Origin of the sequence: Caldicellulosiruptor obsidiansis OB47, from assembly GCF_000145215.1 — a bacterium.
GTDB lineage: Bacteria > Bacillota > Thermoanaerobacteria > Caldicellulosiruptorales > Caldicellulosiruptoraceae > Caldicellulosiruptor > Caldicellulosiruptor obsidiansis.
This window is the reverse complement of sequence record NC_014392.1, coordinates 1,643,938-1,669,554: the sequence shown is the minus strand read 5'-3', so window position 1 is coordinate 1,669,554 and position 25,617 is coordinate 1,643,938. Positions and strand designations below refer to the sequence as shown.

Genomic DNA, 25,617 nt, shown 5'->3' with positions numbered 1-25,617 from the left:
ATTTTGAATTACTCAACCGAACCTTTTAAAACATCTATCATTTCTTCAAGCGAGATTGAATGTCTTAAGTTTGCCACATTTTTGGACTCAAGCGCTCTTTTTGCATAATATTCAATTCTGTCGCTTGTCAGATTTGGAATAGAATCATTAACAAAAAATCTTACAAACTCAGAAAACTCATCTATGCTATCAAACCCCATGCAATTTAGAACAAAGTTTACTTCCTCTTTTAAATATTTGTTTTCAAGTTTCAAGAAGCTTGAAAGTAAGATTGCATTTGCTCTTCCATGTGGGATGTCATGGTAATAAGTAAAGTTGTATCCTAAAGGATGAACAATAAGAGTACCTGTCTGTGCAATTATAATTCCACCAATCAATGATATCCATGCAAACTTTTCAAGATCAGCTTCTTTTAAAGCGTTTTCTTTTAGATTATCTTTTGAGCTTTCAAATAGCTCCAGGGCTTTTTTAGCATAAGCTTCAATTATGTTATCAGACGCTTTAGAAAGGTAACCTTCTATTACGTGAGAAAGAGCATCAAAAAGGGTATTTACAATAACGTTATATGGCAATGTTAAAAGGTATTTGTAATCCACAATTGCTATTTTCGGAAAAATTAATTCTGATGTAAAACTTTTCTTATTTTCAATTGTTTTCAATGTCAAAATTGAATATGGAGTAACCTCACTTCCTGTACCACATGTTGTTGGAATTGCAACTATAGGTAAACACTTTTCAAATTTTGAGTCGAAAAGGTCCTGAGCTTTTAGATTTTTTTCAGCACACAGCACTGCCACTGCCTTTGATGAATCAAGAGGAGAACCTCCACCAATTCCAATTATAAAGTCTGGTGAAAACTCTCTTGCCAGTTTTGAAACCTCGTCTATTTGTTCTACACTTGGGTTTTGAGCAATTTTGCTATATATTGAATATTCAATAGAAAGCTTTTCTAATACAGTTGTTACATCTTCTAAAGAACCGTTCATCAGAGAAGATGGAGATGTCACGATGAAAGCTCTTTTTCCAAGGTTGAAAAGTTCTTTATTCTTCAGAACACCTTCTTTTTCGAATATTACTTTTGTGGGGAGAAAAAATTTGCTCACTTTTTGAGGCCTCCTTCAAAATTGCTGTTTGTACTTTAAAATAAATTATAGCACATAATTTCTACAAAAGATGTATAAAATCTCACCTTCACAGGAAAATTAATTATAGAAAAAAACTATATTTTATATGCAACAGGGGTGATCAGAATATGTCAAGCAAAGAACAGCAAAGAGCAGTTGCAAAATTGTGTCCGGAGTTTAACGATGGTGGTTACTCTCACAAAGGTGATGAAAGATGTGATGTCTGCATTCACTGGGACGGGAAAAAGTGCAATATAAACTATTTTGATAACGTTCTGACCAGCATGGACCAGACATAGAGTTTGTAATGGGTCAAAAATTTTTATTGATTTTTTGATTGAATTGTCTTAAAATAAAGCTTGGCAAGAGATGTGGAGAGCCTGCAAATAGCTTCTTTTAAAGAGGGGCTATTTGCAGGCTTTTTATTTACCATATTTTGAAAAGGGTGATAATATGAGCAGAATTTATGATGTTGCTGTAATAGGAGCAGGAGTTATTGGCATGTCAATTTTAAGAGAGCTAACACGTTACAGATTAAAAATATGTAGCCTCGAAAAAATGGAAGATGTTGCAGAAGGTGCGTCCAAAGCAAACTCTGGAATAGTGCACGCAGGTTATGACCCAATTGAGGGAACTAAAAAGGCAAGATTCAATGTTGAGGGGAACAATATATTTGCGGATGTTTGTAATGAACTTGATGTTGAGTATAAGATGATTGGTTCGCTTGTGGTTGCATTTGATGATTATGAGATAAATGTATTGGAAGAGCTTTTACAAAGAGGAAGGAGAAATGGTGTTAAAGGACTTGAGATAAAAAGTCAAGAGTGGGTTTTAGCAAATGAGCCGAATTTGAGCAGAAACATAAAAGCTGCGCTTTTTGCACCATACTCTGGAATTACAAATCCGTATAAGTTAACAGTCGCCCTTTTTGAAAATGCTATTCAAAATGGTGCAGAGGTTATTTTTGGTTTTGAGGTTTGCAGGATAGAAAAAGATGATGATTTCTTTATAGTTCGTTCAGCCGACGATCGGGTTGTAAGAGCCAGGATTTTGATAAACTGTGCTGGTGTATACGCAGATGAAATAAGTAGAATGGCAGGTGCAAGAAACTTTAAGATATATCCAAGAAGAGGTCAATATTATATCTTAGACAAGCCAAAAAAGTTACCAGTAAACAGAGTAATATTTCAGGTACCAACAGAGAAAGGGAAAGGAATCTTAGTAACCCCGACTGTAGACGGAAATGTTCTTGTTGGTCCAAATTCTGAGTATGTGGATTCAAAAGATGATACATCAACAACTCAAGAAGGGCTTGATGAGGTATTTGAAAAGGCAAGGAAAGTATTGCCAAGCCTGAGCAAGAGAGATGTAATAACAATCTTTTCTGGAATCAGAGCAACGCCGGATACTCATGACTTTATCATTGAAGAAGACGAAGATGTCAAAAACTTCATAAACGTTGCGGGAATTGAGTCACCTGGTCTTACCTCATCAATGGCAATAGGAAAGTATGTTGCTGAACTGGTTAGCGATAAGCTAAACGCGAAAAGAAATCTTGATTTTAATCCTTATAGAGAAGATATAAAAAGGTTTTCAAAGCTTTCTAATAAAGAAAGAGAAGAAATGATAAAGCTTAATCCAAGATTTGGTAACATTGTATGCAGGTGTGAGCTTGTGTCTGAATATGAAATTATTGAAGCAATAAAAAGAGGTGCAACGACTGTAGATGGAATAAAAAGAAGAACAAGAGCTGGGATGGGAAGATGCCAGGGAGGATTTTGTCTACCTCGTGTGATGGATATACTTTCAAGGGAGCTAAAAATTGACAAAACTCAAATAACAAAGTTTGGGAAAAATTCTTATATTCTGACCGAGAAAAGGTGGGAAGATAAAAATGGAAAAATATAAAGTAGTTGTAATAGGTGGTGGTCCAGCCGGGCTTGCAGCAGCGTTAGAGAGTTTTAAAAATTTAAAAGGCGATAAAAAAGTTCTAATTATAGAAAGAGACAAGTTTTTAGGTGGGATTTTAAACCAGTGCATTCATCCTGGTTTTGGACTTCACTATTTTAATGAAGAGCTGACGGGACCTGAGTATGCCCACAGATTTATTGAGCAGGTAGTAGAAAATCGGATAGAGTATCTTACCGAAACTCATGTGATAGATATAACCCCAGAAAAAGAGATAGTAGCTGTCAATAAAAAAGGGCTTAAGAGGATAAAAGCAGATTCAATTGTGCTTGCTATGGGATGTAGAGAGAGAACAAGAGGTGCTATAATAATACCTGGAACAAGACCTGCAGGTATTTTCACAGCAGGTCAGGCCCAAAGGTTTATAAACATTGAAGGCTACAGGATTGGCAAAAAAGCAGTAATTGTTGGTTCTGGTGACATAGGTCTTATCATGGCAAGACGTCTTACTTTAGAAGGAATAGAGGTAAAGGCAGTAGTAGAGATAATGCCTTACTCTACAGGGTTAAGGAGAAACATTGTTCAGTGCTTAGATGATTTTGGGATACCTCTTCTTTTGTCTCATAAGCTTGTCAAAATTCACGGGAAATACAGAGTTGAAGGTGTTACAATTGCAAGGGTGGACTCTCAGCTGCAAGAAATTCCGTCAACAGAAAGGTTTATCGAATGTGATACAGTGCTATTTTCTGTTGGGCTGATACCTGAAAATGAACTGAGTAAAAAAGCTGGAATTGTTCTTGATATGAGAACAGGAGGTCCAGTTGTTGACAATACATTTTCAACCTCGCAAAAAGGTATATTTGCCTGTGGAAATGTTCTTCATGTTCATGACCTTGTGGACAATGTGACGAAAGAAGCACAGATAGCAGGAAGGTATGCTGCAATATATTCTCAGCACCCTGAGCTTTTTGAGGATAACATTCATATAAATATAGTGGCAAAAGATGGTATAAGATATGTTGTGCCGCAAAAACTAAACAAAAATTTTGTCCAGCCCTTTGTTCTCAGGTTTAGGGTAGATAATTTTTATAAAGATGCTGTTGTGACTATTTCCAATGCAGGCAAAATTCTTATTGAGATCAAAAAAAGCATTCTAACACCCGGTGAGATGGAAAGCATAGAAATTTCACAAAAGATTCTCTCTCAGCTGGATTTTTCTAATGATATTGTGGTAAGCTTGCAAAACATTTGAAAACTAAAAAGGAGAGAAGAAGCAAAGATGCAGAAAAATAAAGTCACATGCATTCTTTGTCCAAGAGGTTGCACGATTGAAAGAAATGTACAAGGTGAGAAAATTGAATTAAATGGTTTTGGGTGTAAAAAAGGACTTGAATGGGCAAAAGAGGAGTTTACAAACCCTAAAAGAATTCTTACAACCACAGTCCATGTTAAAGATGGTGAGGTAGAGTTTGTGCCTGTTAGAACTAAAATTCCCATTCCAAAAGATAAAATTTTTGAAGCCATTTTGATTTTAAAAAACATAGAGATATCAGCACCAGTTGAAATAGAGAGTGTGATTATGAAAAATATTCTTGATACTGGTGCTGATGTTATTGCAACAAGAAGGGTTAGCAAAAAAAACTCGTCAGATGATTGAAAAAAGCTCAGGTTTGCTTGTTGAGATTGCTACAGCACCTGAAGACAGAGCATGGATTATCTCTTCTTTTGTCTCAATCATACCTCCTGCAATGATTGGAACTGTGGTTGAAATAGCCAACCTTTGTATTGCTTTTGGTATTACACCAGGTAAAACTTCGATTAGTGTGGGTTTGGAATTTTCTATTATTTTAAGACCGGAGGTTATGGACTGCGAGTCTATCAAAAATATTCTTTGAACGCAAGGTACAGAAAGAAAAGCAGCATAGTTGATTAAGTTTTGTCTTGTTGATATAATACCATCAGCACCGCAGTTTATTATAAATTCAATCCCTTTTTCGTCTTTTCCAACACCCTCAATTAGGTCTATATGGACGAAAACTATTTTGTTTTTCTGTTTTATCATATTAATTTCATCTTTTATGGTTAAAATAGAAGAGTGAAGAAGAAAAATGATTTTGCACTCAGAATTTATTGCATATTCGAGTATTGCTTTGTCTCTTATAGCTGGTATAATAGGATTTTGAATAAGTTTGTCTATCAAGTTTTCCATCATAGCAACTAACTCCTTTGAAGAGTTTTTAATATAATTATACACCCAGAAGTAAAATTATAAAAACGGAGGCAGATAAAATTTGAGCAGCACAGTATCTACAAGGACAATACCAGTGATTCCTCTGCGTGGACTTGTAGTTTTTCCATACATGATGCTTCACTTTGATGTTGGGAGACAGATTTCTCTCAAAGCCCTCGAACAGGCGATGGAGAATGATCAGCTTGTTTTGCTTGTTGCCCAGAAAGATCCCAAACAGGAAGAACCAGAGCCAGATGACATGCATCAATTTGGAACAATTGTAAAGATTAAACAAATGCTAAAACTTCCAGGGGAGACCTCAAGAATACTTGTTGAAGGTCTCTACAGAGCACGGGTATTAAGATATTTGTCAACAGACCCCTATTTTTTAGTTGAGGTTGAAGAATATAAAGAAAGTGAAGCCAAATTAGAAGATGACCCTGAATTAGAGGCGCTTATAAGGAATGTGGTTGGAGCATTTGAAGAGTTTGCAAGACTTACAAACAAAATTCCCCCTGATGCTATTTTGTCTGTCACTACAATTCAAAGCCCTGACCAGCTTGCAGATGTTATAGCTGCAAATGTTATTGTGAAACTTGAAGATAAACAGCTTTTGCTTGAAAAGGTAGATTTGAAAGAAAGACTTGTAAAGCTATATGAGATGATATTAAAAGAAAAAGAAATAATTGAAATTGAGAGAAAGATTGCTATCAAAGTAAAAAAACAGATTGATAAAACCCAAAAAGAATATTATTTGAGAGAGCAATTAAAGGCAATCCAGAGCGAACTTGGGGAAAAAGACAGCCTTTTTTCTGAAGCCCAGGAATATAGAGAACAGATAAAAAAGTTAGGACTAAGTGAGGAAAGTCTTCAAAAGGTGTTCAAAGAAATAGACAGGCTTGAGAAATTGCCTCCAAACTCGCCCGAGGTGGGGGTTATAAGAACATATCTTGACTGGGTTGTTGATCTTCCATGGAATGTAAGAAGTGATGAGAAGATTGATATAAATGTGGTCAAAAATGTGCTTGATGAGGACCACTATGGGCTTACAAAAGTAAAAGAAAGGATACTTGAGTATATTGCTGTAAGGAAACTAAAAAACGACATGAAAGGACCTATTTTATGTCTGGTAGGACCACCTGGTGTTGGGAAGACATCAATTGCAAAGTCGATAGCACGTGCACTTAACAGAAATTATGTAAGAATTTCGCTTGGGGGTCTTCGGGATGAAGCAGAAATACGAGGACACAGGAAAACCTATGTTGGTGCAATGCCAGGAAGAATAATTTATGCTCTTCGTCAGGCAAAGACAAAAAACCCTCTTATACTTTTGGATGAGATTGACAAGATGTCGCACGATTTTAGAGGGGACCCTGCATCTGCACTTTTAGAGGTCTTGGACAGTGAACAGAACTTTGCATTCCGCGACCATTATATTGAAATTCCGTTTGATTTGTCTGAGGTAATGTTCATTGCAACAGCAAACACACTTGAGACAATTCCAAGACCTCTACTTGACAGGCTTGAAGTGATAGAGATTACAGGGTATACTGAAGAAGAAAAGCTTGAAATAGCAAAGAGATATCTTTTGCCAAAGCAAATGGAACAAAACGGGCTTAAAAAATCTCAGTTAAGATGCGACCCGGAAGCTATTAAAGATATCATAACATTTTACACGAGAGAATCTGGTGTGAGAAATTTAGAAAGAGAAATTGCAAGGCTTTGCCGACGTGTTGCAAAAGAAATCTTAGAAGAAAATAAGAAGATGGTAAGAGTCACTAAAAAGAATTTGGAAAAGTATTTGGGTGCGCGAAAGTACAGAAGAGATGAGTTGATTGAACAAGACAGGGTAGGAATTGTAACAGGTCTTGCATGGACGCCTTTTGGCGGTGAGACGCTCTATGTCGAAGCGCTTGTGATGCCAGGGTCCGGCAAATTAGAGCTCACAGGCCAGCTTGGAGATATTATGAAAGAGTCGGCAAAGGCCGCTGTGAGCATTATAAGGTCAAGGGCCAAGGAGCTTGGGATTGACGAGAACTTTTATAAAGACTGCGATATTCACATTCATGTTCCGGAAGGTGCTATTCCAAAAGATGGGCCGTCTGCTGGAGTGACAATGGCAACTGCAATGGTTTCAGCACTGTCACAGAGAAAAGTAAGGTACGACGTTGCTATGACAGGTGAGATTACTTTGAGCGGCAGAGTACTTCCAATTGGCGGGGTAAAAGAGAAGGTTTTAGCAGCAAAAAGAGTGGGTATTAAAAATGTTATCCTGCCTTTTGAAAACAAAAAGGATGTGGATGAACTTGAAGACTATGTGAAGAAAGATATGAACTTTATATTTGTAAAGACAATTGATGAGGTATTTGATATTGCAATTGTAAAGTAAAGGGGGTGAAAGCTAATTTGAAAATCAATCTTTCCAATGCAAGGCTTGAAAAGGTTGCTGTGAAAAAAGAAGACTATCCGCCGATTAAAATGCCAGAGATGTGCATATGCGGAAGATCAAACGTGGGGAAATCTTCTTTTATAAATGCCGTGTTCAAAGACAAACTTGCAAAGGTTGGGTCAACACCGGGTAAAACCCGAACAATCAATTTTTTCAATATAGACGATAAGTTCAGGGTTGTGGATCTTCCAGGTTATGGTTATGCTGAGGTTTCGAAAGAAGAAAAACGAAGATGGAGAAAAATGATTGAAGAGTACCTGCTTGAAAGGCAGGAACTAAAACTTTCTGTTTTGCTTTTAGATTCAAGACATCTTCCTACAGAAGATGATAAAATAATGCTAAGCTTTTTTGACAAAAAAGAAATTCCTATCATGATTGTACTAACAAAGTGTGATAAACTTTCAAATAATGAACTTACAAAAAATACAGAACTTATTTCAAAAGAACTAGGGATTGAAAAGGAACTGTTTTACCAATTTTCTGCTAAGTCTGGCATGGGAGTAAAGCAGGTCCAGTATGCCATAATTAAGTTTATGGAAGAGGCAATATTGCAGGAGAAGGGTAAAAAATGATGTATGCACTTATCAGCAGCTGCCTTATAGGTCTTAACACAAAATATAATGGGACAAACAATTTGAGAGAAGAAGTTGTTGAAAGATTGAAAAATGAGTACATTCTTATTCCCATTTGTCCTGAACAGCTTGGTGGACTTCCAACACCACGAAATCCATGTGAGATAAAAGATGGCAGGGTTATAGATACAACAGGTAGGGATTTTACCGATAATTTTTATAAAGGTGCTATAGAGGCTTTAAAGCTTGCAAAGTTTTTCGGTGCAGAGATTGCATTTTTGAAGTCTAAAAGTCCTTCTTGTGGTTGTGGCAAAATCTATGATGGAAGCTTTTCAGGAAAACTGGTTGAAGGAAGCGGCATCACAGCAGCTATTTTCATGCAAAATGGTATCAAAGTGGTCTGTATTGATTAAGATTATAGAGGGTGTAAAAAGGATATGGATTTTAAAGAGATTATCAAGTACGACGATTTGATTTCGGTTTTAGACAACTTTTCTTACATCACAGGAATCTCAGCAAACTTTTTGACAGCTGACAACAAATGGGTTGAGAATAAAAAGAAAGGCACGTGCGAGTTCTGCACCATCATGAAAAACTATTACAAAAATGGTGAAGCGTGCAGGGAATCTGATTTGAACGGTGCACAGACTGCTCAAAAGAAAAAGGGCATACATGTTTACAGATGTCACATGGGGCTTATTGAGGCTGTTATTCCTCTGTTTTTCAACACAAGCTATATAGGTTCACTTTTTATTGGTCAGATTCTTTTAGAGCCGCCATCAGAAAAGATGTGGGAACAAATTGCAAAAAAATTAGATGGTCAGCCAGTTGATATACAAAGAGCAAGAGAGAGCTTTTTCAAGCTTACCTTCATCGACCAGGAAAAACTTAAAAGTGTACTTGATATGATGCATATTGTAGCGAAATATATTATAGATTCTGAGATGATAAGAATTTCTTCACTTTCTTCAATTGAAAGAATAATTGAATACATCAAGAATCATTACATGGAAGAGATAACACTTGATGATTTGGCTAAAATGGTGTACTTGTCACCAACTTACTTGAGTTATCTTTTTAAAAAGCAGCTTGGTGTGACGTTCAAGGAATACCTCATCAATATAAGGCTAAAAAAATCTAAGGAGCTAATAGAAACAACAGACCTTCCGATTGGAGAGATATCAAAACTGGTAGGGATAGAAGACCAGAACTATTTTAGTAGGCTTTTTAAAAGAAAATATGGAGTGTCTCCGATGAATTACAAGAAAGATAAATATATTTACGATACATCTAAAAAAAATGCTAATACATAGAAAAGAAGTGCATTCAAATTGCACTTCTTTTTTTTTAGAATGAAAATTAGGAAGAAAGGAGAAAAAATTTTATTTGATGTGGGGGAGAAAAAATGGCAGAACTCAGATGGAATCCTCTTTTGCGTGACTGGGTAATGATTGCATCGCACAGACAGGAAAGACCTCAGATGCCCAAAGACTGGTGCCCGTTTTGTCCTGGCTCTGGAAAAGTTCCAGATAATTATGATGTTTTAGAGTATGACAACGACTTTCCAGCCCTTATGCAAAATCCGCCACAGCCAGATGATGTTACAACATCTTTTTATAAGGTTGCACCTGCGTACGGCAAGTGTGAGGTGATTTTATACTCTCCAAATCACACGATAACACTGCCCGAGCTTGAGGTCTCTCATATAAGAAAGCTTGTGGACCTGTGGGTTGAGAGATTTGAAACTCTAAAGAAAGATAAAAACATAAAGTTTATATTCATCTTTGAAAACAGAGGCGAGGTAGTGGGTGTTACAATGCCGCATCCACATGGTCAGATATATGGATATTCATGGATACCACTAAAAATCTTGCGTGAACTTGAAAGTGCTAAGATGCACTATGAGCAGCATGGTGAGTGTTTAATCTGCAGGATTGACAGGGAAGAGAAGGAGTTTAAAAAGAGAATAATTATAGAAAACGACCATTTTGTAACATACCTGCCTTTCTTTACTGAATACCCTTATGGTGTATTTATATCTCCAAAGCGACATGTTGGTGTTATTTCTGACCTTACAGAAGAAGAAAAAGACAGCTTTGCAAAGATGTTAAAAGAGACTACAGGAACGCTGGACAGTCTTTTTGACTATCAATTCCCGTACATGATGTGTATGCATCAGCTCCCTGTCAATGTCGATGAGGACTATTCTAAATTTTACCATTTTCATGTAGAGTTTTACCCGCCCATGCGGTCAAAAGACAAGCAAAAGTTCAATGCATCGAGTGAAACAGGGGCATGGGCACCGTGTAACACCACCTCACCCGAGGAAAAGGCAGAAGAGCTGAGACAGGCTTATAAAAGATTTATGGAAAAGATGCAAGGAGGAGACAGGAAATGAAGATTGAAGAGCTTTTGAAGATATTCAAGGAGGTTTATGGTGAAGGCAAAGAGCCTATCAGGTGCTTTTTTTCAAGCGGAAGAGTAAACCTAATTGGTGAGCACACAGACTACAACGGCGGGTATGTTTTCCCTGCAGCACTCAATGTTGGTACCACTGTTCTTGCCCGAAAAAGAAACGACAAAAAAATTTGCTTGTATGCAACAGACCTAAAAGAGCTTGTTGAAACAGACATCGATAAGATTGATGAGTATAAAAATATCAGGTGGGGAAACTATCAGCTTGGTGTTATAAAAGAGCTAAAAGAGGCAGGATATGAAGTTGGAGGTCTTGACATGCTCTTTCACGACACTGTACCGCACGGAGCAGGGCTTTCATCATCTGCTGCGATTGAGTGTGCAACTGGAATTGCAGTTTACTCACTCTTCAATAGCAAGCCACTTAACAAAATTGAACTTAGCTTTATATGTCAGAAGGCTGAGAACAGGTTTGTGGGGGTAAACTGTGGTATTATGGACCAGTTTGCTTCAAGTCTTGGGAAAAAAGACCATGCCATTTTTCTCAACACACGCACTATGGAGTACAAGTATGTACCTTTAAAACTTGGTGATTACAAGATTGTGATCAGCAACACTAACAAGAAAAGAAGTCTTGCAGACTCAAAATACAATGAAAGAAGACTAGAGTGCGAAAAAGGGCTTGAACTTTTGAAAAAAGAACTTAGCATTTCGTGCCTTGGTGAGCTTGACGTTGAGACGTTTGAAAAATATAAAAATTTGATTGATGATGAAATAATTCTAAAAAGGGTAAGACATGTTGTATACGAAGACGACAGAGTTTTAAAATCCATTGACGTTTTGCAAAAAGGAGACCTTGAAGCTTTTGGCAAGCTTATGATACAATCTCATATATCGCTAAGAGATGACTATGAGGTAACAGGACTTGAGCTTGACACACTTTTTGATGAGGCTTTAAAGATAGAAGGGGTAATTGGCTCAAGAATGACAGGTGCTGGTTTTGGTGGCTGCACAGTCTCAATTGTTCATAAAGATGCTATAGAAGAGTTTGTAAGAAAAGTAGGGGAAAATTACTATACAAAAACAGGGCTTGTGGCAGATTTTTATACATTTGAAATTGACGATGGGGCAAGGGAAATAGAGATTTAAAAATTCTTTTATAAGGGAAGGGTTGATAGAAAGATGATTTTGGTTACAGGTGGAGCAGGGTACATTGGAAGCCATATGGTTTGGCTTTTGCTTGAAAAAGGATATGATGTGGTGGTTGTTGACAATCTTGAAAAAGGTCACAGGAAAGCAGTTTTAGGTGGAAAGTTCTATAGTGGTGATCTTAAAGACAAAGAGTTTTTGGAAAATGTGTTTGCGGAAAATGACATCTCAGCAGTCATCCATTTTGCTGCCTCTTCTTTGGTGGGAGAGAGCGTTCAGAATCCTATAAAGTATTACTACAACAACGTTTATGGTACTCTAAATCTTGTTGAAACAATGATAAAACACAATGTAAAAAAACTGGTGTTTTCTTCAACAGCAGCCGTCTATGGAGAACCAGAGAACATCCCTATACTTGAAGAGGACAAAACAGAGCCTACAAACCCTTATGGTGAGACAAAACTTGCAATTGAAAAAATGTTAAAATGGATGGATGTTGCCTATGGGCTAAAATTTGTGTCCCTGAGGTATTTCAATGTTGCAGGTAGCCACCCCGACGGGATTATTGGAGAAGACCATAATCCTGAGACACACCTTATTCCCATAGTACTTCAAACAGCGCTTGGTATTCGTGAAAAGGTTATTGTATATGGCAATGATTACAATACCAAAGATGGCACTTGTATAAGGGACTACATCCATGTTGTTGACCTTTGCGATGCGCATCTAAAGGCTATGGAGTATTTAGAGAAGTACGATAAAAGTGGGATATTTAATCTGGGAAATGGGATGGGATTTTCTGTAATGGAAGTAATCGAAAAGGCAAGCGAAGTTGTTGGCAAGAAAATCCCATATGAAATTGGACCAAGACGAGCAGGCGATCCTTCAATTTTGGTTGCATCATCACAGAAGGCTCAGGAACTTCTTGGGTGGCAGCAGAAATATAATAGTTTGGAGACAATAATTTCTACAGCGTGGAAATGGCATTCAACTCATCCCCATGGATATGAAGAATAAACAAAGAAAAAGGGTTGGAAGCAGTGCTTTTGAATTTTTTCTTCCAACCCTTTTTTTAGATGTTTATGAAAATATTTTAAGTGTTTTTTCTATTCTATTTATTACTTCATCTTTACCGAGAACTTCCATCATCTCGAAAAGACCAGGTGTTACAGTTCTTCCGCTTATGCACATTCTTATTGTATGAATTATATTTGCAGCTTTTGTGTTCAGCTCTTCAGCCTTTCTTCTCACAAGCTTTTCAATTTCTTCTGCTGAGAAAGGCTTTATATTTTTCAGGTCATCAAGAAGAAGTTGAAGATTTTTAAGGTTATCAGGAGTGAAGTATTTTTCCACACCCTTTTGTTCGTATTCATAATTAGAATCAAAAAAGTAAATGCTTGCACTAACTACCTCAACAAGTGTTTTGACTTTTTCACGCACAAGCTTTAAAACAGACTTTACATATTCTTTATCAAACGAAGTTATTTCAATTCCCACTTTTGAATAAAAATATTTCATTCTTTCATATAAGTCGTCAATATCTATTTCTTTCAGGTAATATCCATTTATCCATGTCAGCTTATTTATATCATAAATAGCTGCATTTTTTGAAATCTTTTCAAGTTCAAATTTCTGTATTGCTTCGTCAAGACTTATGATAGTTTTGTCTTCTCCAGGCGACCAACCAAGAAGTAAAAGATAATTGACAATTGCTTCTTTTAAGTATCCATTCTCGAAAAACTCTTCAACTGAAGTTGCACCGTGTCTTTTGCTCAGCTTGCTTCTGTCAGGTGCCAGAATCATGGGAACATGTGCAAACTGCGGTGGCTGAATATTTAAAGCTTCATATATTATTAGCTGTTTTGGGGTGTTCGAAAGATGCTCTTCAGCCCTTATAACATGCGATATTTTCATAAGATAATCATCAATTACACAAACAAAGTTGTATGTTGGATTTCCATCAGACTTTAAGATTATAAAGTCATCTAACTGGTCATTTGAAAATTCAACATCTCCACGAATGATATCATGCACAACTGTTGTTCCTTCTACCGGTGCTTTTATTCTAACAACTGCCTTTTCACCGTTTTCGATTCTCTTTTTTGCTTCTTCTAAACTGATGTTCCTGCACTTTTTGCTGTACTTGTACGGTATCTTTTGCTGCCTTGCAATTTCTCTTTCTCTTTCTATCTCTTCCTGTGTACAAAAACAGTAATAAGCCTTTCCTTCTTCTAAAAGCTTTTGAATGTACTCAAGATAAATTTCCTTTCTCTGAGATTGAAAGTACGGGCCAAATTCACCGCCAATATCAGGACCTTCATCCCATTCAATTCCAAGCCATCTCAAGCTTCTCATAATACCTTCTGCCCATTCTTCCCTTGACCTTTCTAAATCGGTGTCTTCTATACGCAAAATAAATTTTCCATTGTGTTTTTTGGCAAATAGGTAGTTAAAAAGTGCTGTTCTTGCACCGCCTATGTGAAGCTGACCGGTCGGACTTGGTGCAAATCTAACTCTTACCATCTTTTTACTCCTTTCGTGCTAAGTTGTGCTTTGGATTGGAATTATAAGTTGTTTTATTTATAACAGATTGTATTATAACACAAAATACTGTTGAGAGAGTTTTGATTTTTTAAAATGAATCTTTAAAAAATTTTTGACAAAACATTATAGATCAATTATTATATATAAGTGTCAAGTTTTTAAGCTTTACAGAGAGATGAAATTGAAAATGCAACAAGAAAGTAAGGTATATTTAAGTCTTCTTTATGATTTTTATAAAGATTTTTTAACCGAAAGACAAAAAAAGATTATTGAGCTGTATGTAAATGAAGATTTAACCTTGGGAGAAATATCAAAAGAACTTGGTATATCACGACAAGGTGTTTTTGATGCATTCAGAAAAGCAGAAATGGTCTTGAAAAAATATGAGGAAAAGCTCAGGCTTGCGGATAGGTATTATAAAAACATAAGTTTAATTGATGAAGTATTGCAAAAACTGAGGAGAATATACGATAGATATAAAGACGAAGAAATTATGAGTATAATAAATAGTATTCAGGAGTGGCAAGAAAATGTTTAGCAGTCTTTCTGAAAAATTACAGGATGTCTTTAAAAAGTTGAGAGGAAAGGGCAAGCTAACAGAAAAGGATATCAAAGAAGCTATGAAAGAGGTGAAGCTTGCCCTTTTAGAAGCTGATGTCAACTATAAGGTGGTAAAAGATTTTATTAACACTGTGACACAAAAGGCTGTGGGAGAAGAAGTTTTGGAAAGCCTGACTCCTGCTCAGCAGGTGATAAAAATTGTGTACGACGAGATGGTAAACCTTCTTGGTGGTAGTGACACTAAACTTACATTTTCACCAAGCGGGTTTTCAATCTATATGATGGTAGGACTTCAGGGTTCTGGTAAGACAACTACAGCTGGTAAGCTTGCAGGGCTTTTGAAAAAACAGGGGAAAAATCCTTCGCTTGTTGCATGTGATATTTACAGACCTGCTGCAATAAAGCAATTAGAAGTTGTTGCACAAAAGGTTGGTGTAAAATGCTATGCAGATTATACAAGTCAAGATGCTGTCAAGATAGCAAAAGATGGCATTGAGTTTGCAAAATCAAACAGGTCTGATGTTGTTATAATAGATACAGCAGGAAGACTTCATATAAATCAGGAACTTATGGATGAGCTTAAAAATATCAAAAATGCTGTGAAACCCACAGAAATTTTGCTTGTAGTAGATGCTATGACAGGTCAAGATGCTGTGAATGTTGCAGAAGCTTTCAATGATCAACTTGGCATAGACGGAATTATTATGACAAAGCTTGACGGTGACACACGAGGCGGAGCTGCACTTTCTGTCAAGGCAATAACTGGCAAGCCTATAAAGTTTGCCGGTGTTGGTGAGAAGATGGAAGATTTAGAGGTTTTTCATCCTGACAGGATGGCATCAAGAATACTTGGAATGGGAGATGTTTTGACATTAATAGAGAAAGCTCAGGAGGCAATTGACCAGAAAAAGGCTGAGGAGCTTGAAAAAAAGCTCAGAAGCATGCAGTTTACTCTTGAAGATTTTTTAGATCAGCTAAAGCAAATAAAGAAGATGGGGCCTTTATCTCAGATTATTTCCATGATACCCGGCATTAAACTAAAGGGTGATGTGGATTTTGATGCTGGTGAGAAGGAACTTAAGAAGATAGAAGCAATCATAAATTCCATGACAAAAGAAGAACGCCAAGACCCAAGCATTATTAATTCCAGCAGAAAAAGACGAATTGCGATGGGGTCAGGCACCACTGTTCAAGATGTAAACAGGCTTTTGAAACAGTTTGAAGACATGAAAAGGATGATGAAGCAATTTTCAAATCCCAGCTTTGCCAAGAAAGGAAAATTTAAATTTCCTTTCATGTAATACATCAAAACATTTAAAAGAGGAGGTGATGTAAGTGGCAGTAAGAATAAGGCTCAAGAGAATGGGTGCCAAAAACAATCCTTTTTATAGAATTGTTGTTGCAGATTCACGCACACCGAGAGATGGAAAAACAATTGACGAAATTGGCTATTACAATCCTTTGAAGAATCCTGCTGACATCAAAGTTGATGTTGAAAAGGCAAAAAAATGGTTATCATACGGGGCTCAGCCAACAGATACAGTTAAAATTCTACTTAAAAAAGCTGGTGTGATTGAATAAAACATATGTAGAAGGAGGGGTAGTTTGTCATGCTAAAAGATTTAGTTGAAGTCATAGCAAAATCTCTTGTTGACAATCCAGACCAAGTAAAGGTTAGTGAAATCCACGGTGAGCAGTCAGTAATTATTGAGCTTAAAGTTGCTCCTGAAGATATGGGAAAGGTCATTGGCAAGCAGGGACGAATAGCAAGAGCTATAAGAACAGTTGTCAGAGCTGCAGCAAACAAAGACAACAAGAGAGTTATAGTTGAGATTTTACAATAAAAGAGTTAGGCGTATCTTGCCTAACTCTTTTTTAAAAAGGAGGTCACAACAGTTGAAAATAACAATGCCAAAAGATATAATTCCGACCAGGCGATGTTAAATGTTGTTAAGTATTCAAAAAGTTAAAGAGATATATGCTATCTGCCGAAGAATACTAATAAACTGGGAAAAGGAAGGATTAATAACACCTCTCAGGACACCTCTACTATACATCTTTTGCAGCAAGGATTTATGGGCAAAGAGGTGCTAAAAGACATGGTAACAGTTCAAGCCAAGCTAACTTTTGATAGCAGCGAAGATAAGCAAAGAGTATTAGAGCTAATGAGAAGATGGTCGTCTTGTATGAGGTATGCATATAAGAGACTGCTGGAAGGGCATGAGAGGAAAGAACTCAAAAGGGACCTGCAGGGAGTTTTCAACCTGAACTCCCGATATGTTGATGATGCGATAATGAAAGCCGAAAGCATTAAAAAATCCTGTGAAGAGAGAGGAGAAAACCCAGAAAAGGTTGTCTTTGGTGGTAGAGAATTGTTTGAAAAGCTCAAGAAGAGGCACATAAATGGTAGGGCGTACAGGGAACTTCAACGAAAGTGGCAGGAGAAGAGGAAAGGGAATCTGTACTCAAGAGGAGACAGGAGCAAGAAGGGGAATCTTAACACAAGGATTGAGACAGATGGGGTTTTTACCAGGCTCAGAATCAACGTGGGGGAAAGGAAGTACGTATATGCGACGATACAATCTGGATGGAAGACAAAAGGAAAAACGTACACAGACAGGAATCAACTTCTGCAGGCAATAAGCAGCTCAGGAGAGCCTTATTCTGTAGAGTTGAAACTAAAAAATGGTGTAGTATATGCCTATTTTACTGTTGAAGAGGTTTTTCCAAAGCCCGGGATAACGAGAGCAAATGGAGTTATAGGTATAGACACTAACGCATATCCAAGACACATAGCATGGGTAGAAACGGATGAGAACGGACAGTTTTTGAGTTACGGTAGGATACCGATGCCAGAGCTTGAGAGCGGAAGCTTAAGCAAAAAAGAGTATTACAGGTGGCAGTATGCTCACATGATAGTACAGATGGCAAAAGGAAAGCAAAAAGCCATAGTGATAGAGAACCTTAGCATACAGGACAGGGGCAGAAGAGGAGATTTTTCAGGGAGAAAATCGAGGCGGATAAGGCACTATTTTGGATACAGGTTGCTTTTGGAGAAGGTAAAACTTTTAGCAAAGCGAGAAGGGATAGAAGTTGTAGAAGTGGACCCTGCATACACTTCAGTGATAGGGATGTTGAAGTATGCACCGCAGTATATGGTGAGCAAAGACGTTGGGGCAGCGTATGTGATAGCAAGAAGAGGGCTTGGGTTGAGAGAAAGGATACCGCACAATTATATGCAACTTCTTGGCAGGCTTGATGAAAATGAACTGGATAAGCTGAAGGAATACGTACAGAAGGTAGTTAAGAACACATGCTTAAGGAAAAAGCAACTCAAAGAGATAGAAAGAGTAAAAAAGTTTTTACAAAGCCCTGAGAGTGAATCAGAGATGGCATCAGAACCTCTGGACGGAACAAGTTCTGATGTCTGCGGTAAAGTCTGCAATCTCTGGCGAGTTCTCAGGGTAGCGGTGGTAACACCACTCTCTCCTGGCAGAGTTCTGCGGGACATGTTTGTCCTGAAGTCATTTTTGGTTTCAGGGCAAGTGGGGAGACCCGGCTAAAAAGGGCGCAAGTTCCTGCTTCTTAGGGCAGGGGCTATGGCTTTCCCAAATACCGCCTGCTGGGGCTGGGAAAGCTTGAAAGGCGGAATATAAATACCCCAGCTGCTGAACTCGTGCTAGTATGCACAGTTCGGTTGACCAGGTAGATTATGTATAAGTACCTCCAGGTTGGCAAGATTGTGAACACATTTGGGCTCAAAGGAGAAGTGAAAGTAATACCTCTTACAGATGAGGTTGACAGGTTTTCTGAGCTTGAATATGTTTTTTTGGAAGATAACCTTTCAACAAAGCTCACAATTGAAAGATATAGAGTAAAAGATAATATTGTGATAATCAAGTTCAAAGAAATTTCCAGCATAGATGAAGCACAAAAGCTGAAAAACAGGTATATAGTGATAGAAAGAGAAAGAGCCAAAAAACTGCCAAAGGACACTTATTTTATATGCGATATTATTGGGCTTGAAGTGTATGATTTAGATGGCAGAAAACTGGGTAGAATAAAGGATGTTTTAAAAACTGGCAGCAATGATGTGTACATTTGCGACAGCTATATAGGAAAGAAAGACATACTGATTCCTGCTTTGAAAGACATTGTAAAAGAGGTCAATATCGAAGGGGGATATATGAAAATAAAGGTTGTTGAAGGGTTGTTGGATTGAAGATGATATTCAAAGTTCTAACTTTATTTCCAGAAGTGATTTTGTCTGCAACAAACTACAGCATCTTAAAAAGAGCTCAGCAAAAAGGGCTGATAAAGATAGAGGCAATTAATATACGAGATTTTACACTTGATAAACACAAGAGGACAGATGACTATCCATACGGCGGCGGGTTTGGAATGGTTATGACTGCCCAGCCGATAATTGATGCATATGAGAGTGTAAAACCAACCAAACCTCACAGAGTTATTTATCTTACACCTCAAGGCAAAACATACACTCAGCGGTATGCCGAGCAGCTGTCACAAGAAAAAGAGATTATAATAATATGTGGGCACTATGAAGGAATTGACCAGAGAGTAATTGACATGATTGTAACAGATGAGATTTCTATAGGCGACTATGTTTTAACTGGAGGAGAGTATGCTGCACTTGTGGTGATCGACTCAGTTTCGCGGCTTGTAAAAGGAGTCATTGAAGAAAAGTCAGCTCAAGAAGAGAGTTTTTCAACAGGGCTTTTGGAATATCCGCAGTATACAAGACCGCTTGAGTTCAGAGGCAAAAAAGTTCCTGAGATACTTTTGTGCGGAGACCATAAAAAAATAAGAAAGTGGAGAAGGTATCAGAGCTTACTGAAAACAATAAAAAACAGACCTGATTTGCTCAAAGATTTTGAGCTGACCGACGAAGACAGAGAATTTTTAATAAAATATTGTGAGACGCAAAAAATTGTGTTATAATTACACATGTTCATTTTTGAGCTTTTTTCTTGTAAATAAAGTACATGGTCCTCTGCAAACATGGTTTGCAAGAACATCCTTATTGCTGGAAGGAGGGAAAGTGGAAGATGGATATAATCAGAGAGATTGAAAGCGAAATGTTAAGAAAAGATATTCCTGATTTCAAACCTGGTGACACAGTAAGAGTTTACTTTAAGGTCATTGAAGGTGGAAGAGAAAGAGTGCAAGCTTTCGAAGGGCTTGTCATAAAAAGAAGAGGAAAAGGGCTTTCGGAAACTTTCACAGTCAGAAGAATTTCATATGGTATTGGTGTTGAAAGAGTATTCCCTCTTCACTCACCAAGACTTGAGAAGATTGAAGTTATAAGAAGAGGTAAAGTAAGAAGAGCAAAACTCTATTACATCAGAGAAAAGATAGGTAAGGCTGCAAAGATTAAAGAGCTTGTTCAGCAGCCAAACAATAAAGAGAATAACAATACCGAAGAGACTAATGCTTAAAAAAGCTTAGTCTCTTTTTTATATTTACAACAAAAAGAGGAGGATTTTTACTTTGATCGTTCAGTGGTACCCTGGCCATATGCAAAAGGCGAAAAGAGAAATTTTAGAGCTAAACAAGTATATTGATTTGTATCTAATTTTGCTTGATGCAAGAGCACCTTTGAGTTCCAGAAACGAACAGCTCGAAGTTTTGATAAAAGATAAACCTAAGATTTATGTTTTGAACAAATCAGATTTAGCCGATGAGACGAAAAATCACGAATTTGCAAAATATTTCCAGAAAAATAACCAAGTTGCTGTATGTATTGACTCTTTAAAAGGAACAAATGTAAAGAGTATATTGAAAATAGCCGAAAATTTATTAAAAGACAAGATTGAAGAGGCAAAACAAAGAGGTCGAAGAAAAATTATAAGATTTGCTGTTCTTGGCATACCAAATGTCGGAAAGTCGACACTTATAAACAAGATAACAAATTCAGCCAAGGCAAGAACAGGTGACAAGCCTGGTGTTACAAGAGCAAAGCAGTGGATAAAAATCAACGACTATTTTGAGATGCTTGACACACCAGGGATACTTATACCAAAGCTTGAAGATGATACTGTTGCTATAAAGCTTTGTGCTATAGGCAGTGTTAAGGAGGAACTTTTTGATAAAGAATTTGTTGCAAAGAAGACAATTGGGATGATAAAAGAAGAATATTCTCATTTATTGAAAGCCAAGTATTCAATAGATTTTTCTACCCTTTCTGAGGAAGAGTACTTAATAGAAATTGGGAAGAAGAGAGGGTGTATACTTAAAGAAGGAAAAATTGATACTCTTAAAGCAGCAACCATGTTTTTGGATGATTTGAGAAAAGGAAAGATTGGGAGGATAACACTTGATGAGGTTGTCAGAAGATGAAAACTATTTTGAAATAGAGGAAAAGCTTTTGAATGAAGGTTACAGATTTATCTGCGGTGTTGATGAAGCAGGAAGAGGACCTTTGGCAGGACCTGTTTTTGCTGCAGCAGTTGTAATGGACAGAAAAAGGATAATTGAAGGTGTGAGAGACTCAAAAAAGCTGACTCCTAAAAAGAGAGAAAAACTCTTTGAAGAGATAATAAAAGGGAGCATAGCCTATTCTGTTGCTATGGTGGATAGCAAAATCATAGATGAGATAAACATAAACAATGCAACTTTTTTGGTCATGAAAAATGCTATAGAAAACTTAAAAATTGAGCCCGACATAGTGTTAGTGGATGGTTATGAAATTCCGAACCTGAACTTTAATCAAAGGGCTATCATAAAAGGTGACAGAAAATCCTATTCAATTGCCTGTGCGTCCATTTTAGCAAAGGTTTCAAGGGATAGATATATAGTAGAGATTTCTTCAAAGTACCCACTCTATAAATTTGAAAAACACAAAGGATATGGCACAAAAGAGCACATAGAGATTTTGCAAAAATATGGTCCATGCGAAATTCACAGGATTTCGTTTTTGAAAAATATTCTATCTCTTTAAGGTGAAAAATATGAATCAAGTAAATAATCTTGTAACTTTCTTAACACAAAATAACATAAAAGAGATACTGAACCTTTTTGATAGTCAAGCAAAAGAATTTGATGCTCAGGTTGTCGGAGTTGAAGGAGATAGGCTTATTCTGAATGTAGGTTCAAAGATAATTTTAGCTCAAAATGGCTCCTCATTTTCTTTTAATCCAGGTGACAAGGTGCGTCTTGCAAATCCTGTTTGGAAAGATGGCAAGCTTACATTCAAGATAATGGACGTTGTTTCTAAACAAGAAGATTTTAATAGTATATCTTACTTTGGAGGTAAACTACAAGAAGAGACTTTATTTAAAACCCTCGATGCTGTGAAGTTAAATAGCGTATTTGACCTTGTAGAAAGAGAGAAAGAAGAGATTTTTACCATTCCTGAAGATAAGTTTGCAACTGAATTTTTGGAGTTTGCAGAGAAAGAAAAGATGTTCGTTGCTTCTTTGGAAATTGATAAAGATGAAAATGTCTTTTTGAAGTTGTCTGATAAAACCTTTGAATTTAAAAAAGAGGTTTTTTTGGGAAGTCAAAATGAAAATGGGATATTGGAAAAGCTGAAATTTTCTGACTACAAAAGTGAGAGTTTTATAGTGGTATTTGAAAAAGGGAAAGGATTGATTTTTGTTCCTCAGAAGAATTTCATGAAGGATTTTTTTAAAAGTATGTTAAATGATCATATAAGAAATTTTGATATTAAAATAGATAATGAAAATGACTTATTTGCTTTTTTGGGCTTGATTTTTTCTAAAAAGCCTTTGTCAAAAGAGGAATTTATAAAAGAAAAAAGTGAATTTATAAGGTTTGGGGAAAAGATTAAGGAGTTTTTTGAAAGATTTCAGAATAAAGAAGCAGTAAAAATTCAAGATATTGCTTTGAATAAAAAAGATGAATTTTTACTTTTCAAGATAGCTGGGTCTCGCACAGAGTTTTCAGGACAAAAGGTGTTACAGCTGCTGGAGAAGATAAACTCAAATCAAAGCCAGCAAATCACACTTGATTTTGATACCTTTTACATGAATATTTTTAATCTCAAGTATGAGCTTAATAATCACCAATATGAAATTTCAGTTTTTGTTAACAAGAAAAAGGGTGTTTCAAACTTTAAAGCAAATTCCATTATGCTAAAACTGACAACGCAGAACATTGGGACAATAGGCATTTATGTTAAAAAGGTTTTCCACGGTAGTTTCAAATCAATCATAGTTTGTGAAAGGCTGTCAACTTTGAATTTGATAAGAGAAAACCAGCAGAAGCTCTTAGAGCTTCTAAAAGAAAATAGGTATAAACTTGATATTGAATACAGAATTGATAACACCTCTAATTCTTCTCTTGCAGTTGACTATTTAATATTTGATAATACCTTAAGCAGGCTTGATTTGAAGGTGTGAGATAATGAATAAGAAAAAGATAAAAAAAGCTGTGGCTATAAAATATGATCTTAAAGACATAGCACCGAAAGTTGTTGCGAAAGGAAAAGGTTATGTTGCAGAAAAGATTATTGAAAAGGCAAAACAGGAAAACATTCCTGTATATAAAGACCAAAACGTGGCAGAAAAGCTGTTTAATTTAGAGCTTCAGGAGTATATTCCGGAGGACTTGTATGAGGTTGTTGCGCAGATATTAGTTTTCATTGGGTATCTTGATAAAATTAATAGGAACGGGGAAAAGTAAAAGATGAATTTAAAGCAGGTGGGAAGATTTGGTGAGGATCTAGCGGTTGATTTTTTAAGAAAACAAGGATATGAGATTTTGAGAATCAATTTTCGATGTAGGCTTGGTGAAATTGACATAATAGCAAAAGAAGGCAAGACTATTGTATTTGTTGAGGTAAAAACAAGGAAAAGTTTGAAATTTGGTTTGCCTTCAGAATCTGTCAACTTCAAAAAACAGCTTCACATAAAAAGGGTTGCTGAGTATTTCATTGCATACCATCTTTCGCAGGGCAAGTATTTGTACAGATTTGATGTTGTGGAGATATTTATAAATGGCAAAAATGATGTGACAAAAATAAATCTTATCAAAGATGCATTTTAAGGAAGGTTGAAAGAGGTAGAAAGCCACTAATAAAAGTGGCTTTTATTTTTTGTCCAAGCACCTTTTTTGAACTTAAAACATAGATTATATTAGCTTTACAGCAAGAACAAAAAAAGAGGGGTAATGATGGAAAAACATATAGGTGTTATTGGTGGGGACCAGAGGATTTTGATTTTGGCGAAAAGCTTGGCTGATAAAGGATTTGATGTTTTGCTATGGGCAACAGATAAAAGCAAGGTGTTCAATAGTCCAAATATAAATTTTGCAGAGACTTTGGATGAGGTTATTGAAAAGTCTAAGGTATTAATAGGACCAATTCCCTTCACACAGGATGGAAAGTATATATTTGCACCTCTTTCACAGCAGTCTGTAGAGATACAAAGTTTAATAGAAAAGCTATCTTGTAGAGATATTGTGCTCATTGCAAGCGTAATTCCTGAAAGTGTGAAGAATCTTTGCAGAGAGAAAAATATAAAATTTTTTGACCTTTATGAAAAAGAAGAGCTTGCGATACTGAACGCAATTCCTACTGTTGAAGGCTGTTTGATGATTGCAATTGAGAAGATGCCAATTACCCTTCACTCTTCGAACATCTTAATACTTGGATATGGAAGAATAGGCAAAGTCCTTGCAAAGGTCTTGAGAGGATTTGAAGCAAACATATATGTGGCTTCAAGGAAAAGTTCAGATCTTACATGGTGCAAAGCATTTGGTTTTCTACCGGTCCGCCTCTGTGATATAGCAGAGTATGTAAATAAAATGGATTTGATTATTAATACCATTCCTGCTGTGGTTGTTACGAAAGAAGTGATAGATAGGATGAGAGCCGATACTCTTGTAATTGACCTTGCCTCAAAACCAGGTGGAGTAGACTTTGAATATGCAAGGGAAAAGGATATTGAAGTGGTACATGCGCTTTCTCTTCCTGGCAAGGTGGCACCAGTTACAGCTGCCAAATATATATCTGAAGTACTGTTGAGTTTGCTGGAAGAAATCTGGGGGTGATAGAGTGAGCTTGAACAATCTGAAAATAGGGTTTGCTATTACAGGCTCGTTCTGCACAATTGACCAAATAATACCTGTGATTGAAGAACTCAAAAAACAAGGTGCAATCATAACGCCAATATTCAGTGAAAAAGTACAGACAACTGATACACGCTATGGAAAAGCGGACGAAGTTGTGAAGAGAATAGTTTCTATTTGTGGAAACCCGCCAATAACAAATATTGTGGAAGCAGAACCTGTCGGTCCTAAAAAACTGTTTGATGTACTGGTTGTTGCACCTGCAACAGGGAACTTTATAGCCAAGCTTGCAAATGGAATTGTTGATGAAACCCCTGTTATGTGCGCAAAAGCGCATCTTAGAAATCAAAGACCGGTGGTTGTTGCGATATCTACTAACGATGCGCTTGGTCTTAACTGCAAAAATATTGCCCTTCTTCTAAACACAAAAAATATTTACTTTGTCCCATTTAGGCAGGATGATCCTTTGGCAAAGCCAAATTCACTTGTTGCAGAATACTCTCTTCTCATTCCTACAATAATTGAAGCAGTATCTGGCAAGCAAATTCAGCCACTTTTGCTTTGTCCCAGGACAAAAAATGATGAAGACCCCCGCAAATAGATATTTTGGGG

29 protein-coding genes and 1 pseudogene are annotated in these 25,617 nt (G+C 36.7%); 27 read left to right on the top strand and 3 right to left on the bottom strand.

Annotated elements, in window-relative coordinates; genetic code table 11:
- Window positions 1-8: 8 nt before the first annotated feature.
- Window positions 9-1,103 carry an iron-containing alcohol dehydrogenase family protein gene (locus COB47_RS07850; protein WP_013290848.1) on the bottom strand — a complete coding sequence of 365 codons (1,095 nt, stop codon included), beginning with the start codon at window positions 1,101-1,103 and terminating at the stop codon, window positions 9-11.
- Between the two features lie 149 nt (window positions 1,104-1,252).
- On the opposite strand from COB47_RS07850, the gene COB47_RS12310 reads away from it, so the two are divergent.
- The 4 genes from COB47_RS12310 (at window position 1,253) to COB47_RS07835 (ending at window position 4,689) form a co-directional block, all read left to right on the top strand.
- Complete coding sequence (locus COB47_RS12310) at window positions 1,253-1,423, top strand: hypothetical protein (protein ID WP_013290847.1); 171 nt, start codon at window positions 1,253-1,255, stop codon at window positions 1,421-1,423.
- A gap of 154 nt (window positions 1,424-1,577) precedes the next feature.
- The gene (locus tag COB47_RS07845; RefSeq protein ID WP_013290846.1) at window positions 1,578-3,032 is read left to right on the top strand and encodes an NAD(P)/FAD-dependent oxidoreductase; all 1,455 of its coding nucleotides are present in this window, start codon (window positions 1,578-1,580) and stop codon (window positions 3,030-3,032) included.
- The gene (locus COB47_RS07840; protein ID WP_013290845.1) at window positions 3,019-4,284 is read left to right on the top strand and encodes an NAD(P)/FAD-dependent oxidoreductase; all 1,266 of its coding nucleotides are present in this window, start codon (window positions 3,019-3,021) and stop codon (window positions 4,282-4,284) included. Before COB47_RS07845 ends, COB47_RS07840 begins: the two co-directional genes overlap by 14 nt.
- A 27-nt stretch (window positions 4,285-4,311) precedes the next feature.
- The gene (locus COB47_RS07835) at window positions 4,312-4,689 is read left to right on the top strand and encodes a DUF1667 domain-containing protein (protein WP_013290844.1); all 378 of its coding nucleotides are present in this window, start codon (window positions 4,312-4,314) and stop codon (window positions 4,687-4,689) included.
- On the opposite strand, the gene COB47_RS07830 is transcribed toward COB47_RS07835, so the two are convergent.
- The gene (locus COB47_RS07830) at window positions 4,678-5,241 is read right to left on the bottom strand and encodes a glycerol-3-phosphate responsive antiterminator (RefSeq protein ID WP_013290843.1); all 564 of its coding nucleotides are present in this window, start codon (window positions 5,239-5,241) and stop codon (window positions 4,678-4,680) included. The genes COB47_RS07835 and COB47_RS07830 overlap by 12 nt on opposite strands.
- Window positions 5,242-5,323: 82 nt before the next feature.
- On the opposite strand from COB47_RS07830, the gene lon reads away from it, so the two are divergent.
- The 7 genes from lon (at window position 5,324) to galE (ending at window position 12,864) form a co-directional block, all read left to right on the top strand.
- On the top strand, window positions 5,324-7,651 hold the full coding sequence (gene lon / locus COB47_RS07825) for an endopeptidase La (protein WP_013290842.1): 2,328 nt from the start codon (window positions 5,324-5,326) through the stop codon (window positions 7,649-7,651).
- Between the two features lie 17 nt (window positions 7,652-7,668).
- Window positions 7,669-8,283, top strand: coding sequence for a ribosome biogenesis GTP-binding protein YihA/YsxC (gene yihA / locus COB47_RS07820; RefSeq protein WP_013290841.1), 615 nt, complete (start codon window positions 7,669-7,671; stop codon window positions 8,281-8,283).
- Window positions 8,280-8,696 (top strand): DUF523 domain-containing protein, encoded by a 417-nt coding sequence (locus COB47_RS07815; protein WP_013290840.1) that lies wholly within the window; start codon window positions 8,280-8,282, stop codon window positions 8,694-8,696. Before yihA ends, COB47_RS07815 begins: the two co-directional genes overlap by 4 nt.
- Before the next feature lie 24 nt (window positions 8,697-8,720).
- Complete coding sequence (locus COB47_RS07810) at window positions 8,721-9,596, top strand: PocR ligand-binding domain-containing protein (protein WP_013290839.1); 876 nt, start codon at window positions 8,721-8,723, stop codon at window positions 9,594-9,596.
- A gap of 92 nt (window positions 9,597-9,688) precedes the next feature.
- On the top strand, window positions 9,689-10,681 hold the full coding sequence (galT, locus tag COB47_RS07805; RefSeq protein WP_013290838.1) for a galactose-1-phosphate uridylyltransferase: 993 nt from the start codon (window positions 9,689-9,691) through the stop codon (window positions 10,679-10,681).
- The gene (locus COB47_RS07800; protein ID WP_013290837.1) at window positions 10,678-11,847 is read left to right on the top strand and encodes a galactokinase; all 1,170 of its coding nucleotides are present in this window, start codon (window positions 10,678-10,680) and stop codon (window positions 11,845-11,847) included. The genes galT and COB47_RS07800 overlap by 4 nt, the downstream gene beginning before the upstream one ends.
- A 33-nt stretch (window positions 11,848-11,880) precedes the next feature.
- Window positions 11,881-12,864, top strand: a complete 984-nt coding sequence (gene galE, locus COB47_RS07795; protein ID WP_013290836.1) for a UDP-glucose 4-epimerase GalE — start codon at window positions 11,881-11,883, stop codon at window positions 12,862-12,864.
- Between the two features lie 63 nt (window positions 12,865-12,927).
- On the opposite strand, the gene gltX is transcribed toward galE, so the two are convergent.
- A complete protein-coding gene (gltX, locus tag COB47_RS07790; RefSeq protein ID WP_013290835.1) occupies window positions 12,928-14,370 on the bottom strand; it encodes a glutamate--tRNA ligase in 1,443 nt (480 codons plus the stop codon).
- Window positions 14,371-14,578: 208 nt separating this feature from the next.
- Here gltX and ylxM point away from each other — a divergent pair, with 208 nt between their 5' ends.
- The 16 genes and pseudogenes from ylxM to COB47_RS07715 all read left to right on the top strand — a co-directional run bounded on the left by ylxM (window position 14,579) and on the right by COB47_RS07715 (window position 25,606).
- Window positions 14,579-14,929 carry a YlxM family DNA-binding protein gene (ylxM, locus tag COB47_RS07785; protein ID WP_013290834.1) on the top strand — a complete coding sequence of 117 codons (351 nt, stop codon included), beginning with the start codon at window positions 14,579-14,581 and terminating at the stop codon, window positions 14,927-14,929.
- A complete protein-coding gene (gene ffh / locus COB47_RS07780) occupies window positions 14,922-16,253 on the top strand; it encodes a signal recognition particle protein (RefSeq protein WP_013290833.1) in 1,332 nt (443 codons plus the stop codon). The genes ylxM and ffh overlap by 8 nt, the downstream gene beginning before the upstream one ends.
- A gap of 34 nt (window positions 16,254-16,287) precedes the next feature.
- Window positions 16,288-16,533 carry a 30S ribosomal protein S16 gene (rpsP, locus tag COB47_RS07775; RefSeq protein WP_013290832.1) on the top strand — a complete coding sequence of 82 codons (246 nt, stop codon included), beginning with the start codon at window positions 16,288-16,290 and terminating at the stop codon, window positions 16,531-16,533.
- 29 nt (window positions 16,534-16,562) lie between these two features.
- Window positions 16,563-16,796: a KH domain-containing protein gene (locus tag COB47_RS07770; RefSeq protein ID WP_013290831.1), complete on the top strand. Its 234-nt coding sequence runs from the start codon at window positions 16,563-16,565 to the stop codon at window positions 16,794-16,796.
- A gap of 100 nt (window positions 16,797-16,896) precedes the next feature.
- Window positions 16,897-16,998, top strand: a pseudogene (locus COB47_RS12130) (IS607 family transposase); the annotation flags it as partial.
- Window positions 16,999-17,051: 53 nt separating this feature from the next.
- Window positions 17,052-18,515 carry an IS200/IS605 family accessory protein TnpB-related protein gene (locus COB47_RS07765; RefSeq protein ID WP_013290830.1) on the top strand — a complete coding sequence of 488 codons (1,464 nt, stop codon included), beginning with the start codon at window positions 17,052-17,054 and terminating at the stop codon, window positions 18,513-18,515.
- A 149-nt stretch (window positions 18,516-18,664) separates the two neighbouring features.
- Complete coding sequence (rimM, locus tag COB47_RS07760; RefSeq protein ID WP_013290829.1) at window positions 18,665-19,174, top strand: ribosome maturation factor RimM; 510 nt, start codon at window positions 18,665-18,667, stop codon at window positions 19,172-19,174.
- 2 nt (window positions 19,175-19,176) lie between these two features.
- Window positions 19,177-19,914, top strand: a complete 738-nt coding sequence (gene trmD, locus COB47_RS07755; protein ID WP_013290828.1) for a tRNA (guanosine(37)-N1)-methyltransferase TrmD — start codon at window positions 19,177-19,179, stop codon at window positions 19,912-19,914.
- Window positions 19,915-20,021: 107 nt separating this feature from the next.
- On the top strand, window positions 20,022-20,411 hold the full coding sequence (gene rplS / locus COB47_RS07750) for a 50S ribosomal protein L19 (RefSeq protein WP_013290827.1): 390 nt from the start codon (window positions 20,022-20,024) through the stop codon (window positions 20,409-20,411).
- A 52-nt stretch (window positions 20,412-20,463) separates the two neighbouring features.
- Window positions 20,464-21,312, top strand: a complete 849-nt coding sequence (ylqF, locus tag COB47_RS07745; RefSeq protein ID WP_013290826.1) for a ribosome biogenesis GTPase YlqF — start codon at window positions 20,464-20,466, stop codon at window positions 21,310-21,312.
- The gene (locus COB47_RS07740; protein ID WP_013290825.1) at window positions 21,293-21,913 is read left to right on the top strand and encodes a ribonuclease HII; all 621 of its coding nucleotides are present in this window, start codon (window positions 21,293-21,295) and stop codon (window positions 21,911-21,913) included. Before ylqF ends, COB47_RS07740 begins: the two co-directional genes overlap by 20 nt.
- 10 nt (window positions 21,914-21,923) lie before the next feature.
- Window positions 21,924-23,336, top strand: a complete 1,413-nt coding sequence (locus tag COB47_RS07735; RefSeq protein ID WP_013290824.1) for a hypothetical protein — start codon at window positions 21,924-21,926, stop codon at window positions 23,334-23,336.
- Window positions 23,337-23,340: 4 nt separating this feature from the next.
- A complete protein-coding gene (locus COB47_RS07730) occupies window positions 23,341-23,619 on the top strand; it encodes an EscU/YscU/HrcU family type III secretion system export apparatus switch protein (protein WP_013290823.1) in 279 nt (92 codons plus the stop codon).
- 3 nt (window positions 23,620-23,622) lie between these two features.
- Window positions 23,623-23,982: a YraN family protein gene (locus COB47_RS07725; protein WP_013290822.1), complete on the top strand. Its 360-nt coding sequence runs from the start codon at window positions 23,623-23,625 to the stop codon at window positions 23,980-23,982.
- A 126-nt stretch (window positions 23,983-24,108) separates the two neighbouring features.
- Window positions 24,109-24,987, top strand: coding sequence for a dipicolinate synthase subunit DpsA (dpsA, locus tag COB47_RS07720; RefSeq protein ID WP_013290821.1), 879 nt, complete (start codon window positions 24,109-24,111; stop codon window positions 24,985-24,987).
- A gap of 4 nt (window positions 24,988-24,991) precedes the next feature.
- Window positions 24,992-25,606 (top strand): dipicolinate synthase subunit B, encoded by a 615-nt coding sequence (locus COB47_RS07715; RefSeq protein WP_013290820.1) that lies wholly within the window; start codon window positions 24,992-24,994, stop codon window positions 25,604-25,606.
- Window positions 25,607-25,617 lie beyond the last annotated feature (11 nt).

Coding starts and splice junctions, on each gene's coding strand:
- COB47_RS12310 (WP_013290847.1), top strand. CDS start 1,253: ATGTCAAGCAAAGAACAGCAAAGAGCAGTTGCAAAATTGTGTCCGGAG.
- COB47_RS07845 (WP_013290846.1), top strand. CDS start 1,578: ATGAGCAGAATTTATGATGTTGCTGTAATAGGAGCAGGAGTTATTGGC.
- COB47_RS07840 (WP_013290845.1), top strand. CDS start 3,019: ATGGAAAAATATAAAGTAGTTGTAATAGGTGGTGGTCCAGCCGGGCTT.
- COB47_RS07835 (WP_013290844.1), top strand. CDS start 4,312: ATGCAGAAAAATAAAGTCACATGCATTCTTTGTCCAAGAGGTTGCACG.
- COB47_RS07830 (WP_013290843.1), bottom strand. CDS start 5,241: ATGGAAAACTTGATAGACAAACTTATTCAAAATCCTATTATACCAGCT.
- COB47_RS07815 (WP_013290840.1), top strand. CDS start 8,280: ATGATGTATGCACTTATCAGCAGCTGCCTTATAGGTCTTAACACAAAA.
- COB47_RS07810 (WP_013290839.1), top strand. CDS start 8,721: ATGGATTTTAAAGAGATTATCAAGTACGACGATTTGATTTCGGTTTTA.
- galT (WP_013290838.1), top strand. CDS start 9,689: ATGGCAGAACTCAGATGGAATCCTCTTTTGCGTGACTGGGTAATGATT.
- COB47_RS07800 (WP_013290837.1), top strand. CDS start 10,678: ATGAAGATTGAAGAGCTTTTGAAGATATTCAAGGAGGTTTATGGTGAA.
- galE (WP_013290836.1), top strand. CDS start 11,881: ATGATTTTGGTTACAGGTGGAGCAGGGTACATTGGAAGCCATATGGTT.
- gltX (WP_013290835.1), bottom strand. CDS start 14,370: ATGGTAAGAGTTAGATTTGCACCAAGTCCGACCGGTCAGCTTCACATA.
- ylxM (WP_013290834.1), top strand. CDS start 14,579: ATGCAACAAGAAAGTAAGGTATATTTAAGTCTTCTTTATGATTTTTAT.
- ffh (WP_013290833.1), top strand. CDS start 14,922: ATGTTTAGCAGTCTTTCTGAAAAATTACAGGATGTCTTTAAAAAGTTG.
- COB47_RS07770 (WP_013290831.1), top strand. CDS start 16,563: ATGCTAAAAGATTTAGTTGAAGTCATAGCAAAATCTCTTGTTGACAAT.
- COB47_RS07765 (WP_013290830.1), top strand. CDS start 17,052: ATGGTAACAGTTCAAGCCAAGCTAACTTTTGATAGCAGCGAAGATAAG.
- rimM (WP_013290829.1), top strand. CDS start 18,665: ATGTATAAGTACCTCCAGGTTGGCAAGATTGTGAACACATTTGGGCTC.
- trmD (WP_013290828.1), top strand. CDS start 19,177: ATGATATTCAAAGTTCTAACTTTATTTCCAGAAGTGATTTTGTCTGCA.
- rplS (WP_013290827.1), top strand. CDS start 20,022: ATGGATATAATCAGAGAGATTGAAAGCGAAATGTTAAGAAAAGATATT.
- COB47_RS07740 (WP_013290825.1), top strand. CDS start 21,293: ATGAGGTTGTCAGAAGATGAAAACTATTTTGAAATAGAGGAAAAGCTT.
- COB47_RS07735 (WP_013290824.1), top strand. CDS start 21,924: ATGAATCAAGTAAATAATCTTGTAACTTTCTTAACACAAAATAACATA.
- COB47_RS07730 (WP_013290823.1), top strand. CDS start 23,341: ATGAATAAGAAAAAGATAAAAAAAGCTGTGGCTATAAAATATGATCTT.
- COB47_RS07725 (WP_013290822.1), top strand. CDS start 23,623: ATGAATTTAAAGCAGGTGGGAAGATTTGGTGAGGATCTAGCGGTTGAT.
- dpsA (WP_013290821.1), top strand. CDS start 24,109: ATGGAAAAACATATAGGTGTTATTGGTGGGGACCAGAGGATTTTGATT.